A 24,253-nucleotide genomic window follows, 5' to 3' on the forward strand; every position below is an offset into this window, starting at 1 on the left:
GAGGTCAGTCCCGGAGGAAGAACTGGTGCAGGTCGGAGATCTGTTCGTACTCCTCCAGGCGTGCCTGGGTGCGCTCGGGATCGGCGTCGGTCATCGCCTGGAGCAGGGCGGCGGCGATCACACCGGGGGCCGCGTAGGAGTCGAAGACCAGGCGGGAGCCCGTGCCGGTGGTGAACAGCACGTCCGCCTCGTCGGCCACGTGACCGAGTGCCAGGTCCGTGACCAGGGCGACCTTGAGACCGGCGCTGCGGGCGACCCGCAGGGCGGTGAGGGTCTCCTGGGCGTGCCGTGGCATCGAGAACGCGAGCACCCAGGTGCCGCCCGCCTCACGGGACTGCAGGAGGGAGTCGTAGGCGACGCTGCCGCCGCGGGTGACGAGCCGTACGTCGGGATGGATACGGCGGGCCGCGTAGGCGAAGTACTCGGCCAGTGAGGCGGAGATGCGCAGGCCCAGGATGGTCAGCGGGGTCGACTCCGACAACTTGCGGCCGAGGTCGATCATCTGGTCGGGGTCGGCGAAGTCGCGGCGCAGGTTCTCCAGGTTCTCGATCTCCGCGTCGACCGCGGACTGGAGTTCGTTGCCGCGCGACTCCTCGTCCGCCACCGGGCCGCCTGCCAGGGTGCCGAGCGCGATGGCCTGGAGTTTCTCCCGCAGCGCGGGGTAGCCGCTGAAGCCCACGGCCGCGGCGAACCGGGTCACCGAGGGCTGGCTCACACCGACGCGTTCCGCGAGGTCGGTGATGGAGAGGAACGCCGCTTCGGTGATGTGCTCGATCAGGTACTGCGCGATGCGCCGCTGCCCCGGGGAGAGCCGGGGCCTGTCGAAGAGCGTCCTGAGCTGGGAGGCCGGGGCGGCCTCCGTTTCCGGTGCGGTCCTGCCCGAGGTGATCGCGGATGCCTGTGCGCGTGCCTGTTGCGGCGATGGCACCGAGGCGCCTCCTTTGTCTCCCACGGTGAGTCAACATAGCTCACCCACCCCGGTGACCAGCGCTTGTACGAAGGCATCCGCCGGCCGCCGGAAACGACGGATATCCGGCCGCCGGACGGGCACCCGCCTCTGGGCGTCGGAGAAGGCCCGGGTGACGACGCCGTACACGACACCGGATCTTTCGGCAGGTGAGAGGTAATGGGCGCGCTGAGCACGCTGGAACAGGCAATGGAGCACGGGTGGGAGGCGCTGTGGTCGCGTGTTGTCGACCGGGAGCCCGTCGAACTCCTGGAAGCGCTGCGGCGTGAGTGCGACAGCAACGTGGTCGTGTGCAGCGAGAACCGGGTGGTGGTCCCCAACGCGTACGACGTCGAGCTCGCGGACTTCGCCTACGACGAACTCGCCCGCCGGGGCAGCGACGTGGGCCAGGAACTCGCGGACACCCTTGCCCGGCACGGCGAGCGGCACGGCTACGAATGGGCGGGCCCGCTGACCGTCCACCTGACCAGGGCCAACCGGGTGCCCAACGGCCGCTATCGCGTGGCGAGCAGGGCGATGCCGCACGTGAGCGCCGAGGCGTTCCAGCACGCGACCCGTTGAACCCGCGCGGGCCGCATCCGCCGGGGTGGTCATCGGCGGTAGATCGTGATCGAGTGGCCGACCTCGTCGACCGGACGGCTGCTGTCGATCAACTCGGCCAGTCGGCCCTTCGCTTTGGCAACCGACGAGTCGGAGACCACCAGCAGTCCGCGCACGTCGTCGATCGGCGCCGCACGCGGATCGGATGCCTCGATGCCGTAGGCGGACGGTACCCCGCTGCCCTTGTAGACGAGCCAGATCCGCTCGTCCGGGTAGCGCTCGCGCAGCCGGTCGGCCAGCCGGCCTAGGTCCTGGCCCCAGTCGACGTTGGAGTCGTGCAGCCGCAGATGGGTGCGGGACGGGCCGCCGAACGCCTCGTTGGCGTACGGCAGATAGTAGGGAAAGGCGAGCAGCGAACTGACCGCGACGAACAGCACCAGCACCCCGGTCACGACTGTCGCCCACCGTCGGCGCACTGCGAGGACACAGCCGGCCGCCACCGTCAGGAACATGGGCAGGAAGAGCGCGTACCGGGTCCCGAAGTCCCGTGACCCCGTCATCGCGGAGGCCAGCAACACGCCCGCCGGCACGAGCAGATACGGGGCGGCGGGCCGCAGTCGCCGTACCGCGACCAGCACGACGGCACCGAGAGCCCACAGCGCGAGGAGGCCCAGCGGGGTCTTCACCAGCAGTGCGGCCGGCAGGTAGTACCAGAGATGCCCGGTGTACACCCGCCCGAACAGGAAGCCCTCCCACGGGTAGTTCTCGAAGTGGAACTGCAGGCGCATCCCGTCCGCGTAGGCCTGCGGGAACGGCAGCAGTTCCACGAGCGTCCCCCGCAGCCCGTGCACGACCGGCACCGCATCCTGGGACGTCCACCGCAGCCGCGGATCCACCACCAGGTAGGAGGCCCACACGACGGCGGTCGCGGCCACCGCCACGACGGCTGCTCCGGCTAGCGCCCGCAGCAGCCTCCGGCGCATCCCGGCATCCCTGCAGGCGCTCCACACCGATACGGCGGCCAGCCCCAGCAGCACCGGAACCGCCGCCAGTGCGCTCATCTTCGTCGCCAGCGCCGCCCCGAGGGCCAGACCGGCGAGCGGCAGATACAGCCGCGGCCGTACGCGGGCCCGCCACGACAGCCACACCGAGGTCAGCAGGAAGCCGGCCGTCGGCACATCGAGCGTGGCCAGCGAGCCGTGGGCGACGACGTCGGGGGAGAAGGCGTACAGGGCGAGTGCCGCGAGGCCCGCCGCCCTTCCGGCGAGCTCCCGGGCGAAGGCGAACACCACCAGCCCGAACAGCAGCGTCAGCACGATCACCGGGAGCCGGCCCCAGAACATCAGCTGCCAGGGGTCGTTGCCCGACTCGTAGAGCAGATGCGGCCCGAGCCCGATCTGGGGGCCGCGGTACGACGTGTCGACGTGCGGGTCGGCGACCGCCACCCCGGCGGCGATGACGAGCTTGCCGAGCGGCGGGTGCTCGGGGTTGTAGCGGATGCCCTGACCGTGCAGGTACTCGGCGGCCGTGGCCACGTAGACGGGCTCGTCGATCGTCGGGGTCTGCTGCACGGCGGTGGTCACCATGGCGGCGGCCATCTGGGCGAGCAGCACGACGACGAGTAGCGGCACCAGCCACCGCCGTGCCGGTCGGGGCCGTTGTTCCTCGTCGCGTGTCCCGGACGCGGGTGCCGTGTCCGGGACCGTCTGCTGCTGGCTCGCCATCATCCGCCCCGCGGTGACACCGGCCGGGCGGTGGGCGGGAGCGATGCGGAGCCACCTCATGAGGGTCACTCTCGCACCGGCTCCCGCCCCCGAGGGCGTCACCGCTTAACGAGTCGTACCGACAGACCTTCCGCCGTGTAGACGGGTACGGCCCGCAGCGTGTCGGAGTTCAGTTCGACACGGTCGAACCGGCCGCGCAGTCCCTGGGAGCAGAGGACCCTGACCGTGTGCCCGGCCTTCGGCGGCTTGTGCGCGTCGAGCTTCAGGGACAGCACGCTGCCCGCGCCGAGCGCCGCGCGTCGCGTCACCTCCAGGACCGGCTCCTGGCCGGAGAGCAGAGTCAGCTCCAGCGTGCCGGCCTCCTGGCTGTAGGTGCCGTGGATCTGAAGGGACTTGTCGCTCAGCGTCAGCTTTCCGCCCTGCACGCGCACGTCGCCGTGCCCGAGCGCGTGGGCCGAACCGGCGACCAGGCCACCGTCCTTGAGCACTGTTCCGCCGGTGTACCGGTTGTGGCCGGTCAGGGTGAGCGTTCCGCTGCCCCGCTTGGTCAGCCCGCCGCAGCCGTCGATGTCGTTGCGCCAGCTGTCGGCCGCGTGGAAGCCGCCGGACTTCGCGTCGAGGGTGACGGAGACGTCGGAGTCGAAGGAGGCGTAGGCGTCCGCGGCCGCGAAGAGGTTGAGGCGGCCCCACTGCTCGAAGCCGTCGAGGAGGACGTACCCGGAGGGCAGCGCGGTGGTGCGCAGCACCTCACGGCGCTGTTCGGCGCTCAGGTACGGCTGTCGCGTCTCCAGGAGGACCTCCGCGCCCTTCGGCACGGTGAACGGCTTGTTGCCGCCCTCCCGCTTGAGCACGTAGGTCAGCCGGGGTGTGACGGCGCGCTCGTTGGCCTTCCGGTCCGCGTAGGGGTCGGAGGCGTCCGAGTGGGCGTAGGCGAACAGGGTGTCGGCCGTGGTGCCGGTCTGCTGGGTGAAGTACGCCAGTGCCTGGGCGCGGGCGGCGGCCTTGAGAGCGGCGTTCGCGGGGTCGGCCAGGGTGGCGGCGGACAGCGCGGTCGCCATGATGCGGCCGCCGAGGACGTCGACCGTGGAGTGCATGCCGGCCATGATCCGGGTGTGGCTGAGCTCCAGCGCCCGGGTGACCAGCTCCTGGAAACGCTCGGGGACGGCGTAGGCGTAGGCCAGCGAGGCCAGGTGGTAGGCGTTGGTGTGACCGCTGGGGAAGCCGCCGTCGTCCGCCGGAGAGGCGCTGCGCTGGCGCAGCAGCTGGGGAGCGACGACCACCTTCGAGTCGTAGACCGGGTAGCCGAGCGCGTCCTTCTGTCCGGTGTCGACGACCTGGCTGTCCTCGTTCATGCGCCACGGGCGGGGGTACAGGTAGGCGTACTTGGACGGGTTGCCCGACGCCCAGTTGCCGCGCACGGTGTCGACCAGTTCGGCCACCTTGCCGAGCGCCGAGTCGTGCGAGCCCGCGCCGAGCGCGGAACCTGCGGGAGCGTTTGCGGGCACGGCGTCGTCGATGGTGGTGGCGGGAGTGCCGTCGGGCGCGCTGGTGATCGACGTGACCGCCTTGGCTCCCGTCTTGTACAGGGCGGCGAGCGGGCCGAGGCCGTCGATCGTCGAGTAGCTCTGGTGCATCCGGTCGTAGAGGAACGCCAGCTTCGCCTCGGCCGGGGTGCGCCGGGTCGTGATGTCGATGCAGTAACGCACGTTGGCGCGCAGGATGTCGGGCCGCAGCGGCGTGCCGGTGTTCCAGGCGTCGCCGGTCTTCCAGATCTGGGCGAAGCCGCCCAGGGCCCGCACGACCGCGTTGGTCTCGGGCGTGCGGTTCGCCGAGAGGTTGGTCTTGTAGTCGTCGACGAACGCGAGGGTCGCGGTGGCGGCCTTCGCGTCCGCGGCGGCCAGCCAGCTGACGAGGGTCGGCGCTGCCAGGACGCCGGCCGAGGCGCCTAGGGACGTCTTGAGGAATCCCCTTCGTCGCATGGTGCGTTCGGTGACCGGCGCGGGGGAGTGCTGCCCGGCGGAAGACGGCATGGGTGTGGCCTCTCTTGAGCTCTACGGCCGTACGGCCGGGGAAGCTGGTGCGGATGCGACTCATGATGCGCCGGACGACGCGCGTGTCGAATGCGCTTTCCTAATTCGTACGAGCGAACATCTACGGGCGAGTCATGTCGGAGTGGAGGAGATTCGTCGACCAGGACATGTCATGCAAGTGAACGGGCCAGCGCCACGGCTCCGTCGACCGGCGGGGCGCGCAGGGGGGTCGGCCGGGCCGAGGGCACAGTGGCCGCCAGAGCCGTCACGAAGGCGTCGTACAGCGAGGGTTGGGCGAGGACGGTACTGCCTGCCACCACGACGTCGTCGACCACCACCCCGCGCGCAGCGAGACGTTCGACGAGCCCGGCCAGGGCGCGGCCCGCCTCCGCGATCACGGTACGGGCCAGTGGGGAGCCCGCCTCGGCGGCGGCGAAGACGGCCGGCGCGTGCCGGCCCCACTCGGCGGAGGCGGCCGAGACATGCTCCAGTGCGGCGCCGAGCGCGGGTACCTCCAGGACGTCGAACCCGGCCAGCAGACCGTGCGCAAGCGCGTCGGGCTCCTCACCGCGGTCGTGCGCCGCCCATACGGCCCGTACGGCCTCGCGGACGAGACCGGCGGCCCCGCCCTCGTCGCCGAGCAGCGCGCCCCAGCCGCCGACCTGGACGGCGGTCCCGTCGGCGAAGCGGCCCACCGCGACGGATCCGGTACCGGCGACCAGGCCGACACCCTTGTCCAGTCCCGCTGCGGGGACCAGCAGTTCGGCGTCGCCCACGACCAGCGCGGGCGCGTCGAAGTGCAGTTGGAGAGCGGTGCGGATCTGCGCGCACTGGCGCGGGGTCTCGCAGGCGTGCCCGCCGACGGCGAGGGCGGACGGGCGGGTGCCGGCGGGAAGCGCGTCTGCGGCCAGAGCGGCAAGCCAGCCGGCGGCGGTCACGGGGTCGTGCGGCCGCCAGCCGCTGCTGGAACGGACGTGGTCGGCCACGAGAGTGTCGCCCGCGAACGCGCGGAACTGCGTCTTGGTGCCGCCCACGTCGATGCCGACCACCAGGGGTGCGGTGTCCTGCACGGAACCTCTTTCGTCGATGCGCTGTGTGCTGCGACGGTGGGCGAACCGTGCCTGGAGGCAGGGTAGTTGGAGCATTAGGGAAGCCCCGGGACGGGCCTCTGACGGACCACGGCAGGCGAGTACCGTGACGTTCGTTAGGAAGTTAACTAACGAAGTACAGTGCGTGTCAATAGGCGTCACGCCCCCGACTTCCCAGGCCGTTCGCCAGGGGTCGGAACGCGTGCCGCCAGGGCAACCCACCGCCACCTCCCGCCGAGCCGATCGGCCCCGGAGCATGGCCCTTGACCTGGGGGAACTGTGGAACACGACGTGGCAAGAGCCCCCCGTCTGACCGAAAGCGCAAACGCCGTATTCACCGTGCTCGCCCAGGCGGGTACCGCTACCCGTCCGCAGCTCGCCAGTCTTGCGCGGCTGTCCAAGCCGACGGTCTCCGCCGCCGTCGCCGAACTGGAGGGCGCCCAGCTCGCCGCCCATTCCGGGACCACCTCCAGCGGTACGGGCCGCAGCGCCGCCGTCTACCGCCTGGGCCCGGCCGCAGGTGCCGTACTCGCCGTCGACCTGGGCCCTGCCCTCACCAGAGTCCGCGCGTGCGCCCTGGACGGCACCCTGCTCGCCGAGGCCACCGGGCCCCGCGCCGAAGCCGCCGACGTGGTGCGCGACGCGCTGTTCGCGCTGCCCGCCGACGCCCCGCTGCGCACCATCGTCGTCGCCGTCGGTGACGTCACCGCACCCCAGCGGATGCGCCCCGCCACAGCCAAAGCCGGCCCCGTCTTCGACGCGGTGACCGTCGCACTGCCGGCCGGAGTGCCCGTACACCTGGAGAACAACGTCAACTGCGCCGCTCTCGCCGAACTCCACGAGGGCGCCGCACGCGGCCGCCACACCTTCGGCTACCTGCGGATCGGCGTCGGAATCGGTCTCGGCATCGTCGTAGGAGGACACGTGCTGGCCGGGGCCAACGGCGCCGCCGGAGAGGTCGCCCGGCTGCCCTACCCCTGGGACGACACCCTGCAGCCGCGCCACGAGGCCCTGGAGGAGTACATCGGGTCCCGCTCCCTGCTGCGCCGGGCCGCCCAGACCTGGCCGGAAGCCGACGGTGCCGGCCCCCGCACCGCCGAACGGCTCTTCGCCCTCGCCGCACAGGGCAACGGCACAGCCCGCGCGATCGTCGACCGGCACGCCGTGGACGTGGGCCGGCTGGCCGCCGCGGTGACCGCCGTCCTGGACCCGGGACTGCTGGTGCTGGGCGGCAGCACGGGCGCGTATCCGCAGCTCCTGGCCGGTGTGCGGGCCGAGCTGGAGCGACTGAGCTGGCCCACCGAGGTGGTCAGCAGCCAGGTCGGCGATCTCGGCACCGTCGTGGGCGCCGCCCGCCTCGCCGTCGCCCGAGGAGTCCAAACCGTGACCCGTGCGGCCCGGACGAAGGATTGACGGTTTCGGACTCGGTCTGCCAATGTCCGGACAAGCGCTTTCTAAGCCGACCGGGACGTCGGCTCGGAGCGAGCGTCCCGCCCGTACTCGACGTACGGCAACCGCACCAGGGCGTGCTCGTGCGGTGACGGCCACGACGGCCGGGGATCCTCGCCCGTCAGGATGACGCGGCCGGGCGAGGCCGCGCCCTCGGAAAGCAAACCTTCCTGCAAGATGCACCTGTGCCGCATCGGTCGGCGCCGTGTTCCGTCCCCCATGACGAAAAGGGATCCAAGATGACTACTGTGGGTGTGCGGCGCTCTCGCCGACTCGGCCGCGTGGTTCCGCTCGCTGCCGTCGCCGCGGCAGGTGCCCTGCTGCTCTCCGCCTGCGGCTCCGGCTCCGGCTCGGGCGGCACGTCCAAGTCGCTGACGTTCTGGATCTCCACGGTTCCGGGACAGGACGCGGGCTGGAAGAAGTCGGTGGCGGCGTACCAGAAGGAAACCGGCGTCAAGGTCAAGCTCGTCAACATCCCCTACGACGGCTACACGACGAAGCTGCACAACGCCGCGCAGGCGAACTCCCTGCCCGACGTGGCCGCCGTGCCGGCGCTGGACCCGATCTGGTCGAGCAAGCTGATCGACCTCGCCTCCATCGCCAACAACAAGACCAACAAGATCAACCCCAACTTCCTGGCGAAGGACTCGTCCGGGAAGGTGCTGGCCATCCCCTCGGACGTCACCGCGTCCGGCCTGTACATCAACAAGACGCTGTTCGAGAAGGCCGGCGTCTCCTTCCCGGCCTCGCCCGACAAGACCTGGACCTGGACCGACTTCATCGCCGCGGCGAACAAGGTCCGCGAGAAGACCAAGGCCAAGTACTCCCTGACCTTCGACCAGTCGCCGTCGCGACTGCGCGCCATGGTGTACGAGATGGGCGGGCAGTACGTCCACGCGGACGACTCCGGCAAGTTCTCGGTGGACGCGGCGACCAAGAAGGCCGTGAACACCTTCGTCGGCTGGAACGACGACAAGATCATGCCGAAGTCGGTGTGGACCAGCGGCGCCGACCCGTCCGCCATGTTCCAGAGCGGTGACGTCGTCGCCTACTGGTCCGGTGTGTGGCAGGTGCCCGCCTTCGCGGAGAGCATCAAGAAGTTCGAGTGGGCGAGCGTCCCGACTCCGGCCCAGCCGGTGCAGGCCAGTGACGTGAACAGCGGCGGCAACGTCGTGGGCTTCAACAACAACGCCGACGCGTCCGCCGCCGCGAAGAAGTTCCTGTCCTGGCTGTACGAGCCGGCCCACTACCAGGCGCTGTGCGAGGCGTCCGGCTTCCTGCCGGTCGAGAGCGGTCTGAACCCGACGTACCCCTTCAAGTCCGAGGCGGCGCAGGCGGCGTTCAAGCTCTACAACGAGTCGATCCCGCTGTACGCCCCGATCTCCGGCTACTTCAACGGCGCGCAGACGAGCTGGGTGCTGAAGGGCAAGAGCCTCACCGAGGACCCGACCAAGACGGAACTCGGCAAGGCGATCAACGGCCAGCAGTCGGCCGACAAGGCCCTGGAGAACATCGTGGCCGGCTACAACCAGCAGGTCGGCGGCTGATCGTGGGCCGGGGTCCGGGCGGCGGTGTCTTGACGCCGCCGCCCGGACCGGGCATCCACGCGATGCCGGGCTCATGGCGTGAGCCCACAGGAATCCCTTCCACCAGCACGGAGTCAGGAAGATGACAAAACGCGCCTCGGCCGTGTCCGCGAGCCCGCCGAGCCGGTCCACGAGACGTAACAAGTACACCCTTGCGCCGCTCGTCCTCATCGCGGCCAACGTCGTGCTCTTCGCGTTGTTCTTCGTCTGGCCGGCGGTGATCGGGCTCGTCTACAGCTTCACGAACTACACGGGCGTGGGGGCGTTCCAGTTCATCGGACTGGACAACTACCACAACCTGTTCGGGGACTCCACCTTCTACGACGCGCTGAGCCGGACGCTGCTGTACGCCGTGCTCGTCGTACCGCTGAACTTCGTGGTCTCGTTGCTCGCCGCCAACCTGGTGGTGAGCAAGAGCGCCAAGGGCGGGTCGGTCGCCCGGGTCATCTTCTTCATTCCGTGGCTGCTGTCGCCCATCGTCGTGGGTGTCCTGTGGCGGTGGATGTTCGGTGAGAACTTCGGACTGGTCAACTACGTCATCGAGAAGTTCGGCGGCAGCGCCGTTCCGTGGCAGTCGAACGCGGACCTGTCGCTGCTGGTGGTGGTGATGGCGGCGTCCTGGGCCGGAACGGGCTTCACCATGCTGCTGTTCATCGCGGCCATCAAGAACGTACCGGTGTCCTACTACGAGGCGGCCTCGCTCGACGGCGCCGGCCCCTGGCGCCAGTTCTTCAGCATCACGCTGCCGAGCATCGCGCCCACCTCGTTCATCGTCATCCTGCTCAACACGATCAACGCGATGAAGGAGTATCCGGTGTTCGTCGCCCTCAACAACGGCGGCCCCGGTTCCTCGAACAACCTGCTCGTCCAGTACATCTACGAGACCGGCTTCAAACGGGGCCAGATCGGCTACGCGAGCGCCGCGTCATTCGTGCTCATGCTCATCCTGATGGCCGTCGCGATCGTCCAGCTGATCGTCAACCGGCGGGTGGAGAACCGATGACAACCACAGACATGCCACGCCCGCTCGACGGCGACCCCAAGCGGCCCGCCGCCAAGAAGCGCCCCCACAGGGCGGCCACCGGCGGGCTCCGGCGGGCGATCGCCCCGACGACACTGCTGTGGATCGTGGCGTGCCTGTACGGGTTCCCGGTGCTCTGGTTCGTCCTCAGCTCCTTCAAGCCGTCCAGCGACCTGTTCTCGTATCCGCTGACGCTGGTTCCGCACAACCCCACTCTGTCGGGGTTCAAGGCGGCCTGGGACAGCGCGAACTTCTCCCAGTACTTCATCAACACGGCCCTCGTGTGCGTGATCACGACGATCCTCACGGTGGGCGTCAGCTGCTGCACCGGGTACGCCCTCGCCAAGTACGACAACAAGTGGCTCAAGGCGTTCTTCATCTGCATCCTGGCCACCACGATGCTGCCGGGCGAGGTCATGCTCGCCCCCGAGTTCCTGGTGGTCCGCAACCTCGGCCTCTACAACTCCTTCGCCGGCATCATCCTTCCGGCCGTGCTCACCGCGACCGGCTGCTTCATGTTCCGCCAGTTCTTCCTGACGGTTCCCGACGAACTCGTGGAAGCCGCGCGCATCGACGGCGCGCGTGAGCTGGCGATCTTCGCGCGGATCATGGTGCCGATCTCCCGGCCCATCATGCTGACGCTGGCCATCCTGTCCTTCCAGTGGCGCTGGAACGACTACATCTGGCCGCTGCTGATGCTCAACGACCCCAACAAGTTCACCGTGCAGATCGGCATCCAGAGCATCGTCGGCGCACAGAACATCAACTGGTCGGTGCTGCTCGGCGCCTCGGTCATCTCCATGATCCCGCTGATCCTCGTCTTCCTGGTCTTCCAGCGCTACGTCATGGGCGCCGACATCAACGCCGGACTGAAGGACTGACCTTGCTCACCCCGCTCGACCACGAGTTCGTCCGGTCGGCGGCGCTCGCCGCCGACCGGCTGGCCACTCAGCTCGCGGCCGGTCCCGACGAGGAACCCGCCGGTGTGCCGCACCGAGGTCTGGCGCGGCGGGTGAAGAACCTGGTCGCGGCCTATCGTTCTCCGGACTCGGCACTGCACGGCAGCGGACAGGCCGTCGCCGCCGCGATGACCCACCTGCGGGCCCTGCGGGCCGTGCAGACCACGACCGGCCTCTTCGCGGGCGGCGACAACGTCCAGTCACCGCCCGACTCCGCGTTCACCGTGGGCGACGTGTGCGACGCGCACGTCCTCGCCGCCGGCGCGGGGCCGGAACTGCGCGAGGTGACGGCCGCGCTCGCCGAGATCGCCGGGGCTGCCTCAGGCAGCCTCCTGGCCGGCGGGGTGCACACCCCGAACCACCGCTGGGAGCTGTCGGCGGCGCTGGCCCGGCTGCACGGCTCGTTCCCCGACGACCGGCTCCTCGACCGCGTCGAGGAATGGCTCGCCGAGGGCGTCGACATCGACGCGGAGGGCCTGTACTCGGAGCGCAGCGCCGTCTACGCGTGCCACGTGACCAACCCGTCGCTGTTGCTGCTGGCCGAAGTCCTCGACCGCACCGACCTGCTGGACGCCGTCGAACGCAACCTCGCCGCCACTCTGGACCTCATCAGGCCGGACGGCACGGTGGAGACGGTCCACTCGCGACGGCAGGACCAGAGCCACCCGTTCCCGCTGGCCCACTACCTCCCGCACTACCGGCTGTTCGCGGTCCGCACCGGCCGGGGCGATTTCAGCAGGGCGGCGCGGCTGGCGGCCGCCGGCGGCATCGACGACCCCGACCTGCTCGCCCAGACCCTCCTCACCCCGGACCTGTGCCGAGCACTGCCCTCATCGAGTGCGGAGACCCTGCCCCGCGACCGGTACCTCACCACCGCCCGCCTCGCCGCCCGCACCTCCGCCGACGCGCACACCGTGGTGTACGGCGGCTCCGACGTGCCCGGCCACCGGCGCATCCGCTCGGGCCTCGCCTGCAATCCCACCTTCCTGCGTCTGTTCGCCGGCGGCGCCGTCCTCGACGCGGTCCGGCTCTCCCGGGGCTTCTTCGACCTCGGCCCGTTCCGCGCCGCCGACATGCACCGGATCGCCGACAACCGGTACCGGCTCACCCAAACCCTCACAGCCGCCTACTACCAGCCGCTCCCGAAGGACCTCAGGCGCGACGACGGCGCCTACCGTCTGGTGGACGAGGGCCGCTTCTCCGCGGCGATGGCCTTCCCCGACCGCCCTCAGGACGAGGTCTCCCACACGACCCGAGTCGAGGTGGACCTGCGGGAGGACGGCGCCGACCTGCGGATCGACATCAGCGGCCCAACGGTGCCGTGGGCCCTCGAACTGACCTTCCGGCCGGGCGGCGTGACTGAGGGCGCGGTACCGATCGGCGACGGACGCTGGTGCCTGACGACAGGGCCGATGACCTACCGGGTCGGCGACGACGGGATCCGGGTCGAGGCCGACGTCGAGACGGGCGAACCGCTCGCCGGGCCGGACCGCAGCGACGTACTGCGCTACGACCCGGGTCAGGACTACACCGTGGTCGGCGGCACCGACGAGACGACCGGGAACCGCGTCTACCTCGGTGGGCACGGACCGCAGACACTGACCCTCGCACTGCGCGCCACATCTCAGGCATGAAGGGCTGATCTCCTTGCACCTCCCACGCCAGCTCGGGCCGCTGCACGACCTGCCGGACACTCCGGACGCGTACGACGCCGTCCTCGCCGACGTCACCGAGCAGGCCCTCGCCCGGGTGACGCCCGAAGGCAACCTCGAACACCCCGACTGTGTCGACGACATCGGTGACACCTCGCTCGGCATCACCTCGCTGCTCACGTTCGCCTGGCAGCGCACCAAGGATCCGCGGCTGCCGCAGGCGGTGAGCCGCAGCCTCGCGTTCCATCTGCGCGAGCGGGTCTACACCGAGGACAACCCCGGCTACCCGAACCTTAGGGTGCGCAACTCCGGTCTGGCGTACGCCCGTTACACCCTGGCGGCGGGCGCTCACCCCATCGGCGACTGGCCGAGCACGGTGTGGGCGCTGCTCCAGGCGGTGAACATCCTCGACTCGGCCGAGGGGCTGGTCGAGGACGGGCAGCGCGGCGAACTCCTCGACGTGGCCCGCGGATACTGGCGCTGGCTGACCGAGGCGACCTTCTTCAACCCGCAGGAGGCCGGCAACCAGGCGATCGGCTGTGTGGTCGGCGGCCTGATGCTGGCGGCCCATCTGCCGGGCCCGGAGGCGCAGTCCGTCCGCGCGCGGGCACTGCGGCTGTACACCGACGAGATCCGCGCCCACCGGGTCGGCGACCGGGGTGCCCTGCTGCCCCCCGAGCACGGCGGCGCCTACGACAACAACTACGGCCCGATCTCCCTGTCCTTCCTCGCCCAGGCCCACCGCGTCAGCGGCGAGGAGGTCTTCGCCGAGGACGGCGACAGCCTGGCCCGCTACATCGACGCCCGCCTGACCAATGGCGGCTTCGACAACGGCGGCGCGCGCTACAGCGAGCAGCACTCCGCCTTCGAGTCGGTCCTCGGCCTGCGCTACTTCGGCGCCCGTGTTGGCGCCGACCTGGGCCGCTACCGGGGCGACACCCGCTGGGGCCGGCATGCGGTCAAGGACGACGGGGGAGTGGACGGCCACTTCGCCTGGATGCTGGTCTGGCAGATCCAGGACACCACGCACTGGCACCGGGAGCCCCCCACCGCGACCGCACGGCACCAACTGCGCGCGGGCACGGTGTCGGTGGCCTTCGACTCCCGGATGACTCCGGCGGTGGTCGAGGCGGCAGGAACTTACTACCTGCCCGCGGCCGTCAACCGCCAGCACGGCTTCGGTCCCGTCGTCGACGGCTTCCTGCTGTGCCGCCCCATGGGCGAGGTCCGCGTCCGAGACGTCCGCACCGACGGCCTCACCGCCAAGCTGGTCACCAAGCCCGTCGTCGGCCGCGACCACGTCCTGCGCCACATCCAGTCCCTGTACGTCACCGACGGCACGAGCCTGTGGACCACCGTGACCGTGCAACGGCTCCCCGGCGCGCCGTACCTGCTGGCCGGGCTGCCGTACGCCGAGGACGACGGCGACCGGGTGCGCCGGACGGCCGAGGGCGAGGTGGCCTCCGTGGGCGCGCTGCGGCTGACGCACCCCGAGGTGAAGGGTGTCGACCACTTCGACGCCCGCTCGGAGACGACCCAGGAGCAGGCCGCATTCGCGCTGGCCGCGGACCCGCGCGGCTACGGCAACCCGGACGAGGGCTGGAGCCACCTCGTCAGCTCCACGGCGCTGGAGGCGGACCCGGCCCCGGACGCCCCGGACGACCTGCACGCCTTCGCCGTCCGCTACGGACCTGCAGGCGCCCCTCTCACGGCGGCCTTCGCACGCGACGGCGCCGCACTGACGGTACGCACCGAGGCGTTCACCGCACGGATCGGCGACCCGGCGGGCGACGCCCACGGCGAGCCGGAACTGACCTTGTCCGCCTGCTGACGGCCAGGGGACCGACCTCGTCTCAGGTCTCCGTGGCGACGCGCGGCAGCGCCGACCACGGAACCACGAGGTCGGCCCGGTTCCGGGTCGCCGCCACCAGCTCCGCGTTGCGCTGATCCGAGCGCAGGACCCAGGCGAGCGCCTCCTCGTGGTTCTTGCCGAACTCTTCGTGCCGGGCGACCAGTCGGCGGACCCGCTCACCCTCGTCGAGTTCGCAGAACCACACCTCGTCCAGTTGCGGACGGACCCGGGACCACGCGCCCGTGCCGAGGAGCAGGTAGTTGCCCTCGGTCACGGTCAGACGGACGGCCGGGAGCACCGGGATCGCCCCGGCGACCGGCTGCTCCAGCATCCGCTCGAAGCCCGGCGCGTACACGATGTCGCCGTCCGGTTCCTCACGCAGCCGCCGCAGCAGGGCCGCGTACCCGGCCGCGTCGAAGGTCTCGGGAGCCCCCTTGCGGTCGCGCAGACCGAGCCGGTCCAGTTCCACGTCGGCGAGATGGAAGCCGTCCATGGGGACGTGCGCCACCCACGGCTCACCGGGGCCGTTGAGCGCCCGCACCAGGTGTTCGGCAAGCGTCGTCTTGCCCGCGCCGGGGGAGCCTGCGAGCCCGAGGACGGCCCGGCCCCCGTGCTCGGCGAGGGAGCGGGCGCGGGCCAGGAGGTCGTCGAAGGTCAGCGGCACACGCCGAGTGTGTCATTCGAGGACTTCAGGTCGGCCAGGCACCCTTGATGGGGAAGGGGGAGAAAGGAGGGCCGGTCATGTCCCACGACTTCTACGGTTCCCGTGGCTCCGACGCCGCTGACGACGAGGCCCGGATCCGCGCTCTGATCACCGGGTGGGCCGCCGCCGTCCACCGCGGCGATCTCGCGGGCGTGATCGCCGACCACGCCCAGGACCTCGTGATGTTCAACGTGCCGCCGCCCCACCACGGCATCCGGGGCCTCGCCGCCTACCGCGCGGCGTGGCCGCCCTTCTTCGAGTGGCAGGCCCAGGGTGCCCGCTTCGACATCGAGTCCCTCGACATCACTGCCGGCACCGACGTCGCCTTCGCCCATGCCCTGGTGCGCTGCGCCACCCCGGAGGAACTCGCCGCCCACCCCGGCTTCCTGCTCAGGCTCACCTTCGGTCTGCGCAAGGAGCGCGGCCGCTGGCTGGTGGCACACGAGCACCACTCGTTCCCGCACGACTGAATCCACCTGTTGGCAAGCCGTCTTGCAGGGAACCGGGTCCTGTATGACGAAGCTCGGTCTACCCGATGACATCAAGGCCTGCCTCTTCGACCTCGACGGGGTCGTCACCAGGACGGCCGTAGTGCACGCGGCCGCCTGGAAGGAGATGTTCGACGCGTTCCTGCGCGAACGCGAGGGCGAACACTTCCGGCCTTTCGACGACAACGACTACGACGAGTTCGTCGACGGCCGCCCCCGCGCCGACGGCGTGCGCACCTTCCTGACCTCCCGCGGCATCGACCTGCCCGAAGGCGCCCCGGACGACCCGCCCGGTGCCGAGACGGTCCACGGCCTCGGCAACCGCAAGAACGACCTCGTCCTGGAGAAGATCCGCACCGACGGCGTCGACGCCTACGACGACACCCTGGCCTACATCCGGGCGGCCCGCGCACAGGGTCTGCGCACCGCGATTGTCTCCTCCAGCGCCAACTGCCGTGACGTGCTGCGCGCGATCGACGCCGAGGACCTCTTCGACGTACGCGTCGACGGCGTGGTCGCGGCCGAACGCGGGCTGCCCGGCAAGCCGCACCCCGACACCTTTCTCGCCGCCGCAGCCGACCTCGGTCTTGACGCACCCCGGTCCGCCGTCTTCGAGGACGCCCTCGCCGGTATGGACGCGGGCCGTGCGGGCGACTTCGGATACGTCGTCGGACTCGACCGCGTCGGACAGGCCGACGCCCTCTACGCGCACGGCGCCGACGTGGTCGTGAAGGGCCTCGCCGAACTGGGGGACCGCGCATGATCACCCACCGGAACTACACCGTCGAGCCCTGGGCGGTGCGCGAGACCGCCCTCAACCTCGACGTCCTGGCCCAGAGCGAGTCCGTGTTCGCCCTGTCCAACGGCCACGTCGGCTGGCGCGGCAACCTCGACGAGGGCGAACCGCACGGCCTGCCCGGCTCCTACCTCAACGGCGTCCACGAACTGCACCCGCTGCCGTACGCCGAGGCGGGCTACGGCTATCCCGAGTCCGGCCAGACGGCCATCGACGTCACCAACGGCAAGATCGTGCGGCTCCTCGTCGACGACGAGCCCTTCGACCTGCGCTACGGACGTCTCGTCGCCCACGAACGCTGCCTCGACCTGCGCCGGGGCGTGCTGGAACGGTCCTGCGAGTGGATCTCACCGGCGGGCTCCCGGATCCGGGTGCGCTCGACCCGGCTCGTCTCGCTCACCCAACGGGCGATCGCCGCCGTGGCCTACGAGGTCGAGCCCGTCGACAGCCGCACCCGGGTGGTGATCCAGTCCGAGCTCGTCACCAACGAGAGCCTCCCCGCCCCGAAGAACGGCGACCCGCGCGCCTCCAAGGCCCTCAAGTCGCCGCTGGAACACGAGGAGGGCTACGCGGACGGCACCCGCCTGCGCCTGGTGCACCGCACCCGTCTTAGCGGTCTGCGGGTCGCGGTGGCCGCCGGCCATGTCGTCGACGGCCCCGAACGCACCACCACAGCCAGCGAGTCCACGGTGGACCTGGCCAGGCTGACCGTCACCTCCGTCCTGGAGCCGGGCCAGCGGCTGCGGCTGGAGAAGCTGGTCGCCCACGGCTGGTCCGGCGTCCGCTCCCGGCCCGCGATGAGCGACCAGGTCGACGCGGCCCTGGCGGCCGCGGACCACAGCGGCTGGGACGGGCTCCTGGCGGAACAACGCGGCTACCTCGACGACTTCTGGACCCGCGCCGACGTCGAGGTCGACGGCGACGAGGAGATCCAGCAGGCGGTCCGCTTCGCGCTCTTCCACGTGCTCCAGGCGGGTGCCCGCGCGGAACAACGGGCCATCCCCGCCAAGGGGCTGACCGGGTCCGGCTACGACGGGCACGCCTTCTGGGACACCGAGACCTTCGTGCTGCCCCTGCTCACCTACACCGAACCCGGCGCCGTCTCCGAGGCGCTGCGCTGGCGGCAGAACACCCTGCCCGCCGCCCGTGAGCGCGCCGCACAACTCGGTCTGAACGGCGCCGCGTTCCCCTGGCGGACCATCGAGGGCTCGGAGGGATCCGCCTACTGGCCCGCCGGCACCGCCGCCTTCCACATCAACGCGGCCGTCGCGGACGCCGTGGTCCGCTACACGGCGGCCACCGGCGACACGGACTTCGAACGCGACACCGGCGTCGAACTCCTCGTGGAGACCGCCCGGCTGTGGCGCTCGCTCGGCCACCACGACCACCACGGCGTCTTCCACATCGACGGCGTCACAGGACCCGACGAGTACAGCGCAGTCGCCGACGACAACACGTACACCAACCTCATGGCCCGCTCGAACCTCCTCGCGGCCGCCGACGCCTGCGCACGCCACCCCCAGCAGGCCGCCGAACTCGGTGTCGACGACGAGGAGAGCGCCGCCTGGCGGGACGCCGCCGAGGCCGTGCACATCCCCTACAACGACGAACTCGGCGTCCACGAACAGCACGCGGGATTCACCCGCCACCAGCACTGGGACTTCGCCGGCACCGGCGCCGACCAGTACCCGCTGATGCTGCACTTCCCCTACTTCGACATCTACCGCAAGCAGGTCGTCAAACAGGCGGACCTGGTCCTGGCGATGTACCTGTGCAGCAGCTGGTTCGAGGAGTTCCACGACGAGGAGCAGATCGCCCGCAACTTCGCCTACTACGAGCCCCTGACCGTACGGGACTCCTCCCTGTCGGCCTGCGTCCAGGCGGTCGTCGCCGCCCGCGCCGGACACCTGTCCCTCGCCTACGCCTACACGGCCGAGGCGGCACTGATGGACCTCGCCGACCTGGCGAACAACACCCGCGACGGACTCCACATCGCCTCCCTCGCCGGTACCTGGACCGCTCTCGTCGCCGGGTTCGGGGGTATGCGCCGCGACGGCGACTCCCTCCGCTTCGCGCCCCGGCTGCCCGAGCGGTTCAGCCGCCTCGCCTTCAACCTCCGGCTCCTGGACCGCTGCCTGCGGGTCGAGATAGGCCCGGACAAGGCGACGTACACCCTGATGTCGGGCTCCCCTCTGACGATCCGTCACCACGGCACCCCCCTGACCCTGAACGGTGACGGTCCCGTCGTGCGCCCTGTCCCGCCTCCCGAGGACCGTCCGGTCCCGCGGCAGCCCCCGCACCGCGCCCCGCACGCCCGCTGACCCCGGACGGGCGGTCCAGGCGGCGGCCCGGCGGCCGCTTGGCCGAACACCACCCCCCGCTCCCTCCCGTCGCGGGTTACTTTGTCCATGTTTTGCGTGACTGGACCAGGTTCCCGCGGCGCGCGGGGCTGAGGGGTGGACGATGGCCGACGGCGACAGCGCGGACGGACGGCCATGACGTCCGAGCGGATCGCCGTCACCGCCACCCGTAGAAGCGGCTACTGGCAGCTCGCCCTCACGCTCGCCGTCCTGATCGCGGCCGGCTGTCTGGCCTGGCGCCACTGGCCCGTACTGGAGACCGGGGCCCTGCGGCTCGCCGTGGCCGACCAGGGCTGGCTGCTCGTCGCCGCCACGGCCGCCGCCGCGACCTGGGCCTGCTCGGCCCTCGCCCAACAGGGCGCGGTGCACCGGGTGCTGCCCTCGGGGCGCCTGCTGGCGGCCCAGTTCGCCGCCTCCGCCGCGGGCCAACTGCTGCCCGCCGGGCTCGGCTCCGGCGCGGTCAACCTGCGCTTCCTCATGCGCTGCGGGATGTCGGCCTCCCGCTCGGCGACCGCGCTCGCGGTGAAGGCCACGGCGGGCGGGCTGGTGCGGGCGGCCCTCATCGCCGGACTCGCGACGGCCTGCCCCGGCGTCCTCGGGCTCCCACCCCGCTCCGCGGGATGGCTGGCCCTGGCCGGGGTGAGCGCCATGCTGGCAATCGCACTGACGGCCGCACTGTGGGCGCGGGGCCGTACCGCCCTGGCCCTCGTCCTGGCCGACATCAGGGCGATCCACGCGCGACCGCGCCGGGCGGCCGCCCTGTGGGGCGGCTCGCTCGGGTGCGCCGTCCTGCACGCGTGCGTGCTGATCGCCGTCACCCGCGCTGTCGCCCTGCCGTTGGCCCCGTCCCTGGTGGCCCTGCTCTACCTCGCCGCGAGCAGCGCCGCCGCCCTGCTTCCCACCCCGGGCGGGATCGGCTCCCTCGACGCGGCGCTCACCTTCGCACTCACCGCCGGCGGAGCACCGGCCGTGGCCGCCGCCTCCGCCGTGCTCGGCTACCGGCTGCTGACCGTGTGGCTGCCTCTGCTCCCCGGTCTGCTGGTGCTCGCTCTGCTCGTCCGCCGCAAGGCGCTGTGATCGACGGTCGGCGTTCCCGGCCCACGGACGGACCGCTGTGCAGCCCTGACCGGGAACTTTCCCCAGTCGTGGAAAAGACCTGCCGCGGGCTTTACTGCACATGACTTGCAGGTACTGGAGGATGGCGTAAGGCTGCTGACCGCGGCCGTAGCTCTGAAGAAGGATTCCTCCGCCCGATGACGGCCGCCCCTGACTCCGCTCCGCCCCTCCTCCCCGCCACCGCCCCCGCGAGGGGCTCGGTCTGGCACCGCGTCCGTGGCTCCATGACGCGTCAGGAGTGGATCAGGGCGGGCGGTATGACCGCGGTCGTGCTGGCGCTGCACGTGATCGGCTGGTTCACCCTCGTCGCCATCGTCGCCCCGCACCACTACGCCGTCGGCGAGAAGTCCTTCGGCATCGGCATCGGCGTGACCGCCTACACCCTGGGGATGCGGCACGCCTTCGACGCCGACCACATCGCGGCCATCGACAACACCACACGCAAGCTGATGGGGGAGGGCCGGCGGCCGCTGTCGGTCGGCTTCTGGTTCTCGCTCGGCCACTCCAGCGTCGTCTTCGTCCTGGCGCTGCTGCTCTCGCTCGGCGTGAAGGCCCTCGCGGGCCCCGTGCAGAACGACGACTCCCGCCTCCATGACGTGACCAGCCTGATCGGTACGACGGTTTCGGGGGCGTTCCTCTACCTGATCGCCGCGGTCAACCTGGTCGTCCTGGTCGGGATCTGGAAGGTGTTCCGGCGGATGCGCACCGGCCGCTACGACGAGGCGGCGCTGGAGGAGCAGCTCAACAACCGCGGGTTCATGAACCGTCTGCTCGGCCGCGTCATGAAGTCGATCACCAAGCCGTGGCAGATGTACCCCCTCGGCCTCCTCTTCGGCCTCGGGTTCGACACCGCGACGGAGATCGCCCTGCTGGTCCTGGCCGGATCCGGCGCCGCCTCAGGGCTGCCCTGGTACGCGATCCTCACCCTGCCCGTGCTCTTCGCCGCCGGCATGTCGCTCCTCGACACCATCGACGGTTCCTTCATGAACTTCGCCTACGGCTGGGCCTTCTCCAAGCCGGTCCGCAAGGTCTACTACAACCTCACGATCACCGGTCTCTCCGTGGCCGTGGCCCTCCTCATCGGCACCGCCGAGCTCCTCGGCCTCCTCGCCGAGAAACTCGGCCTCCAGGGCCCCTTCTGGAACTGGATCAGCGGCCTCGACCTGAACCTCCTGGGCTTCGTCATCGTGGGCCTGTTCTTCGCCACGTGGATCGTCGCCCTGGTGGTGTGGAAGGCCGGCCGGATCGAGGAGAAGTGGACGGCGGGGCCGGCGGGGGAGCCGGCCGGCGACTGACCGCACTCAGGGACCTCGGACGGGGTGCCGGTCCGTGGCCGACGACCGGGCCGGGCGGACGCCATGAGGACCGTGGCCGCCGAGCCCTCCACCCGCACGGCGACGCGCTCGAAGTTCTGCGCCCACTCGGCTCGCCGGAAAGGCGGACGCCCCGTTCCCGCCGCTCAGGCCCGCACCTTGAACTCCTTGCGCGACTTGGCGAACTGCTGTTCCGGATCCCCGGTGTACGACCACGGGGTGCGTGTGCCCCGGCGGTCCAGCATGCGCAGCAGGGGGACGGCGACCTCGGGGAGGCCGGCGTGGTAGGCCGCGTGGGTCAGGTAGTTGAGGTCACGCAACTCGCCGGGGACGACGGTGTGGTCGGCACGGCCCATGATCCAGCGCTGCCAGGTGCGGCGCACGTCGCTGACGGCACCGTCGTGCTTCCAGTGCTGGCCGAGCGCCGCGGAGGCCGACCGGTCCCCCTCGGCCGCGTCCACCGCGGCGCGGTACTCCTCCACGCGCGCGTACTGCACCAGCACCGGCAGCGCGCAGCCCGGCGGTGCCACCCCGGCGGCGTCACGGGCGAAGTCGTACATCAGGCCGTGCGAGCCGTGCCACCGCGACGAGTAGTAGTGCAGCACCTGCAGGTGCCCCTCGACGCTGTACGGGTCCCGGCCGTGCAACTCGTCCCACCAGCGCCCCAGTTCCTGCCGCCGCACCCCGGCCGGGTACAGCCGCGCCACCGAGATCAGGGAGATCCACGGCGTGGGGTCGTCGACGAACGCCTCCGCCGCGTTGAGGCAGGCCATCACCGCGGCGTCGATGCGACGCTGGTCGATCGGCACACCCCGGCCCGCGGCGATGGCCAGGTTGAACGCCCGTGCCGTCTCCGTGGCCGCGCGCAGCACCAGCGCGTCCCCGCTGTTCGGCTCGGCCGCCAGCCACGACTCCACCGTCGAACTGCCCGCACAGGTCTGGGCGAGCACCCGCACCCGGTGACCGCGCGCCATCCAGTCGGGCCCGGTCGCGCGCAGCAGCTCGCGCAGACCCTGCCAGCGGCCGATGACGATGTCCTGCCGGGCGGTGGTGAGGGGGACGTCCCCGCAGTCGGGGTCGAACTCGGGGGCGAAACGGTCGCGCGCCATCGCAGAACCCCTCAGAAGTCGGTCGGGAGACCCTCGTGGACGAGCGAGGGCCCGGCCTCCTGGCCGTCGGGCACGTAGTCCGCCTCGACGGTACGGCTCGCGTCAAGTCTCGCGGGCCGGTAGTAGTCGCTGCCCCGCTTCCAGTACCAGAGCATCGGGACCAGCCCCACCGCCAGCCCGCCCACGCCGATCGAGATCGCGGCGGTGCTCAGCTCGCTCAGCGACTCGACGAAGATCCAGAACATGAACAGGGCGCCCAGCAGCGGCCACAGCCCGCCGAGGAGGAAGTCGGTCGGCGACTTGAGCAGCATCTTGCGGTACGCGACGACCACCGCGAGGCCGGTGAGGCCGTAGTAGACGGCGATCTGGAGCCCGATCGCCGAGATCGCGTCGGAGAGGATGTCGCCCACCGAGCCAAGGGCGTTGGAGGCGATGAACATCATCAGCGCCACGCCGCCGACCACCACGATCGCCACCCACGGTGTGTTCCAGCGCCGGTGCACCCGGCCCAGCGCGGACGGCATCGTACGGTCCCGGCCCATCGCGAACAGCGAACGCGTGACCTGGATCAGCGTGGTCTCCAGCGTGGCGATGGTCGACAGCATCACCGCGACGATCAGCAGCTTGCCGCCCCAGCCCGGCCAGATCTCCTCACCCAGCACGGCCAGCACGTTGGCGTCGTTGTCCTCGATCTGCTTCGAGGTGAGGATGACGTTCACCGCGATGGTGAACACCTCGAAGAGCAGGAAGACGATGCCGACCCCGATGAGCCCCGCGAGTCCGGTCGTGCGGCGGCTGTTGCGGGTCTCCTCGCTCAGGTTGCTGGTGACGTCCCAGCCCCAGTAGTAGAAGGCGGCGATCAGCGCGCCCGACGCGAAACCGGCCATGCCGTCGAAGTGGCCGAAGCCCAGCCAGGACCAGTCGAAGGCCCGCGCGTTGCCGGTGTGGAAGAGCGCCAGCACCGCGAACAGGGCCAGTATCGACAGTTCCACACCGGACATGACGAGCTGGGCGCGCACCGTGAGCCGGGCGCCGCCGAGCACCACCACCAGCATCAGCACGAACCAGGCCGCGCCCACCACGGTCGACAGTGCGGTGTTGTCCGCGAGGCCCTCGTCGAAGAGGGCGAGCGTCATCGAACCGGCAGGCAGTGAGCCGGCCACCATGAAGATGGTCGCCGAGATCACCAGGGCCCAGCCGCTGACGAAGCCCAGAAAGGGATGGAGTGTGCGCCCCACCCAGGAGTAACTGGCGCCCGCGTTCACGTCGATCCGGCTGAGATAGCTGAACGCCAGCGCGATGCCCAGCATGGGTATCGCGCAGTACAGCAGAGCCGCCGGGCTGGCCAGACCCACCGAGCCGACCAGGACCGCGCTGGTCGCGGCGATCGAGTACGCCGGCGCGCTGCCCGCGACGGCCATCACCACCGTGTCGAACGTACCGAGGGCATTGGCCTGCAGCCCTCTGCCCCTGTTGATGCTCATGGTTGCGCTGCTTTCC

The 24,253-nt window shown here is 70.9% G+C and carries 19 protein-coding genes; 12 read left to right on the forward strand and 7 right to left on the reverse strand.

The genetic code is table 11. The features are described from left to right. Window positions 1-4: 4 nt before the first annotated feature. The gene (locus OHT57_RS43755; RefSeq protein WP_328752531.1) at window positions 5-928 is read right to left on the reverse strand and encodes a MurR/RpiR family transcriptional regulator; all 924 of its coding nucleotides are present in this window, start codon (window positions 926-928) and stop codon (window positions 5-7) included. A gap of 198 nt (window positions 929-1,126) precedes the next feature. Here OHT57_RS43755 and OHT57_RS43760 point away from each other — a divergent pair, with 198 nt between their 5' ends. Further along, window positions 1,127-1,528: a DUF3662 domain-containing protein gene (locus OHT57_RS43760; RefSeq protein ID WP_328752532.1), complete on the forward strand. Its 402-nt coding sequence runs from the start codon at window positions 1,127-1,129 to the stop codon at window positions 1,526-1,528. A 29-nt stretch (window positions 1,529-1,557) separates the two neighbouring features. Here the strand turns inward: OHT57_RS43760 and OHT57_RS43765 are convergent, their stop codons facing one another. From OHT57_RS43765 to OHT57_RS43775, 3 genes are all read right to left on the reverse strand, one after another. After that, entirely contained in the window at window positions 1,558-3,234 is a 1,677-nt protein-coding gene (locus OHT57_RS43765; protein WP_443053650.1) for a phospholipid carrier-dependent glycosyltransferase, read from the reverse strand. A 95-nt stretch (window positions 3,235-3,329) separates the two neighbouring features. Continuing rightward, complete coding sequence (locus tag OHT57_RS43770) at window positions 3,330-5,261, reverse strand: phosphatase PAP2 family protein (protein WP_328752534.1); 1,932 nt, start codon at window positions 5,259-5,261, stop codon at window positions 3,330-3,332. Between the two features lie 170 nt (window positions 5,262-5,431). Beyond that, entirely contained in the window at window positions 5,432-6,331 is a 900-nt protein-coding gene (locus OHT57_RS43775) for an N-acetylglucosamine kinase (RefSeq protein WP_328752535.1), read from the reverse strand. A gap of 309 nt (window positions 6,332-6,640) precedes the next feature. On the opposite strand from OHT57_RS43775, the gene OHT57_RS43780 reads away from it, so the two are divergent. The 6 genes from OHT57_RS43780 to OHT57_RS43805 all read left to right on the forward strand — a co-directional run bounded on the left by OHT57_RS43780 (window position 6,641) and on the right by OHT57_RS43805 (window position 14,847). Next, window positions 6,641-7,762, forward strand: a complete 1,122-nt coding sequence (locus tag OHT57_RS43780; protein ID WP_328752536.1) for an ROK family protein — start codon at window positions 6,641-6,643, stop codon at window positions 7,760-7,762. A 275-nt stretch (window positions 7,763-8,037) separates the two neighbouring features. Then, complete coding sequence (locus tag OHT57_RS43785; protein ID WP_328752537.1) at window positions 8,038-9,345, forward strand: extracellular solute-binding protein; 1,308 nt, start codon at window positions 8,038-8,040, stop codon at window positions 9,343-9,345. Window positions 9,346-9,466: 121 nt separating this feature from the next. Then, complete coding sequence (locus OHT57_RS43790; RefSeq protein ID WP_328752538.1) at window positions 9,467-10,387, forward strand: carbohydrate ABC transporter permease; 921 nt, start codon at window positions 9,467-9,469, stop codon at window positions 10,385-10,387. Then, window positions 10,384-11,286 (forward strand): carbohydrate ABC transporter permease, encoded by a 903-nt coding sequence (locus OHT57_RS43795; protein WP_328752539.1) that lies wholly within the window; start codon window positions 10,384-10,386, stop codon window positions 11,284-11,286. Before OHT57_RS43790 ends, OHT57_RS43795 begins: the two co-directional genes overlap by 4 nt. A gap of 2 nt (window positions 11,287-11,288) precedes the next feature. Next, window positions 11,289-12,998, forward strand: coding sequence for a hypothetical protein (locus OHT57_RS43800; protein WP_328752540.1), 1,710 nt, complete (start codon window positions 11,289-11,291; stop codon window positions 12,996-12,998). A 13-nt stretch (window positions 12,999-13,011) separates the two neighbouring features. Then, complete coding sequence (locus tag OHT57_RS43805) at window positions 13,012-14,847, forward strand: hypothetical protein (RefSeq protein WP_328752541.1); 1,836 nt, start codon at window positions 13,012-13,014, stop codon at window positions 14,845-14,847. A 22-nt stretch (window positions 14,848-14,869) separates the two neighbouring features. Here OHT57_RS43805 and OHT57_RS43810 read toward each other — a convergent pair whose 3' ends face one another. Continuing rightward, window positions 14,870-15,532: a nucleoside/nucleotide kinase family protein gene (locus tag OHT57_RS43810; RefSeq protein ID WP_328752542.1), complete on the reverse strand. Its 663-nt coding sequence runs from the start codon at window positions 15,530-15,532 to the stop codon at window positions 14,870-14,872. 77 nt (window positions 15,533-15,609) lie between these two features. Here OHT57_RS43810 and OHT57_RS43815 point away from each other — a divergent pair, with 77 nt between their 5' ends. From OHT57_RS43815 to OHT57_RS43835, 5 genes are all read left to right on the forward strand, one after another. After that, the gene (locus OHT57_RS43815; RefSeq protein ID WP_328752543.1) at window positions 15,610-16,041 is read left to right on the forward strand and encodes a YybH family protein; all 432 of its coding nucleotides are present in this window, start codon (window positions 15,610-15,612) and stop codon (window positions 16,039-16,041) included. Window positions 16,042-16,084: 43 nt separating this feature from the next. Next, window positions 16,085-16,822 (forward strand): beta-phosphoglucomutase family hydrolase, encoded by a 738-nt coding sequence (locus OHT57_RS43820; RefSeq protein ID WP_328752544.1) that lies wholly within the window; start codon window positions 16,085-16,087, stop codon window positions 16,820-16,822. Further along, window positions 16,819-19,176: a glycoside hydrolase family 65 protein gene (locus tag OHT57_RS43825; RefSeq protein ID WP_328752545.1), complete on the forward strand. Its 2,358-nt coding sequence runs from the start codon at window positions 16,819-16,821 to the stop codon at window positions 19,174-19,176. The genes OHT57_RS43820 and OHT57_RS43825 overlap by 4 nt, the downstream gene beginning before the upstream one ends. A 174-nt stretch (window positions 19,177-19,350) precedes the next feature. Further along, window positions 19,351-20,292, forward strand: a complete 942-nt coding sequence (locus tag OHT57_RS43830) for a lysylphosphatidylglycerol synthase domain-containing protein (protein ID WP_328752546.1) — start codon at window positions 19,351-19,353, stop codon at window positions 20,290-20,292. Between the two features lie 176 nt (window positions 20,293-20,468). Then, window positions 20,469-21,626, forward strand: coding sequence for a HoxN/HupN/NixA family nickel/cobalt transporter (locus OHT57_RS43835; protein WP_328752547.1), 1,158 nt, complete (start codon window positions 20,469-20,471; stop codon window positions 21,624-21,626). A gap of 164 nt (window positions 21,627-21,790) precedes the next feature. Here OHT57_RS43835 and OHT57_RS43840 read toward each other — a convergent pair whose 3' ends face one another. Together OHT57_RS43840 and OHT57_RS43845 are read right to left on the reverse strand one after the other, a co-directional pair. Beyond that, window positions 21,791-22,753 (reverse strand): hypothetical protein, encoded by a 963-nt coding sequence (locus OHT57_RS43840; RefSeq protein WP_328752548.1) that lies wholly within the window; start codon window positions 22,751-22,753, stop codon window positions 21,791-21,793. 11 nt (window positions 22,754-22,764) lie between these two features. Then, window positions 22,765-24,237: an APC family permease gene (locus tag OHT57_RS43845; protein ID WP_328752549.1), complete on the reverse strand. Its 1,473-nt coding sequence runs from the start codon at window positions 24,235-24,237 to the stop codon at window positions 22,765-22,767. Between the last annotated feature and the right edge of the window lie 16 nt (window positions 24,238-24,253).

This window comes from Streptomyces sp. NBC_00285, from assembly GCF_036174265.1.
Classification (GTDB): Bacteria; Actinomycetota; Actinomycetes; order Streptomycetales; family Streptomycetaceae; genus Streptomyces.

What these genes read in the sequence shown, in the direction of transcription:
- OHT57_RS43760 (WP_328752532.1), top strand. Translation starts at nt 1,127, where the DNA reads ATGGGCGCGCTGAGCACGCTGGAACAGGCAATGGAGCACGGGTGGGAG.
- OHT57_RS43765 (WP_443053650.1), bottom strand. Translation starts at nt 3,234, where the DNA reads ATGATGGCGAGCCAGCAGCAGACGGTCCCGGACACGGCACCCGCGTCC.
- OHT57_RS43770 (WP_328752534.1), bottom strand. Translation starts at nt 5,261, where the DNA reads ATGCCGTCTTCCGCCGGGCAGCACTCCCCCGCGCCGGTCACCGAACGC.
- OHT57_RS43785 (WP_328752537.1), top strand. Translation starts at nt 8,038, where the DNA reads ATGACTACTGTGGGTGTGCGGCGCTCTCGCCGACTCGGCCGCGTGGTT.
- OHT57_RS43790 (WP_328752538.1), top strand. Translation starts at nt 9,467, where the DNA reads ATGACAAAACGCGCCTCGGCCGTGTCCGCGAGCCCGCCGAGCCGGTCC.
- OHT57_RS43795 (WP_328752539.1), top strand. Translation starts at nt 10,384, where the DNA reads ATGACAACCACAGACATGCCACGCCCGCTCGACGGCGACCCCAAGCGG.
- OHT57_RS43815 (WP_328752543.1), top strand. Translation starts at nt 15,610, where the DNA reads ATGTCCCACGACTTCTACGGTTCCCGTGGCTCCGACGCCGCTGACGAC.
- OHT57_RS43820 (WP_328752544.1), top strand. Translation starts at nt 16,085, where the DNA reads ATGACGAAGCTCGGTCTACCCGATGACATCAAGGCCTGCCTCTTCGAC.
- OHT57_RS43825 (WP_328752545.1), top strand. Translation starts at nt 16,819, where the DNA reads ATGATCACCCACCGGAACTACACCGTCGAGCCCTGGGCGGTGCGCGAG.
- OHT57_RS43830 (WP_328752546.1), top strand. Translation starts at nt 19,351, where the DNA reads ATGACGTCCGAGCGGATCGCCGTCACCGCCACCCGTAGAAGCGGCTAC.
- OHT57_RS43835 (WP_328752547.1), top strand. Translation starts at nt 20,469, where the DNA reads ATGACGGCCGCCCCTGACTCCGCTCCGCCCCTCCTCCCCGCCACCGCC.
- OHT57_RS43840 (WP_328752548.1), bottom strand. Translation starts at nt 22,753, where the DNA reads ATGGCGCGCGACCGTTTCGCCCCCGAGTTCGACCCCGACTGCGGGGAC.
- OHT57_RS43845 (WP_328752549.1), bottom strand. Translation starts at nt 24,237, where the DNA reads ATGAGCATCAACAGGGGCAGAGGGCTGCAGGCCAATGCCCTCGGTACG.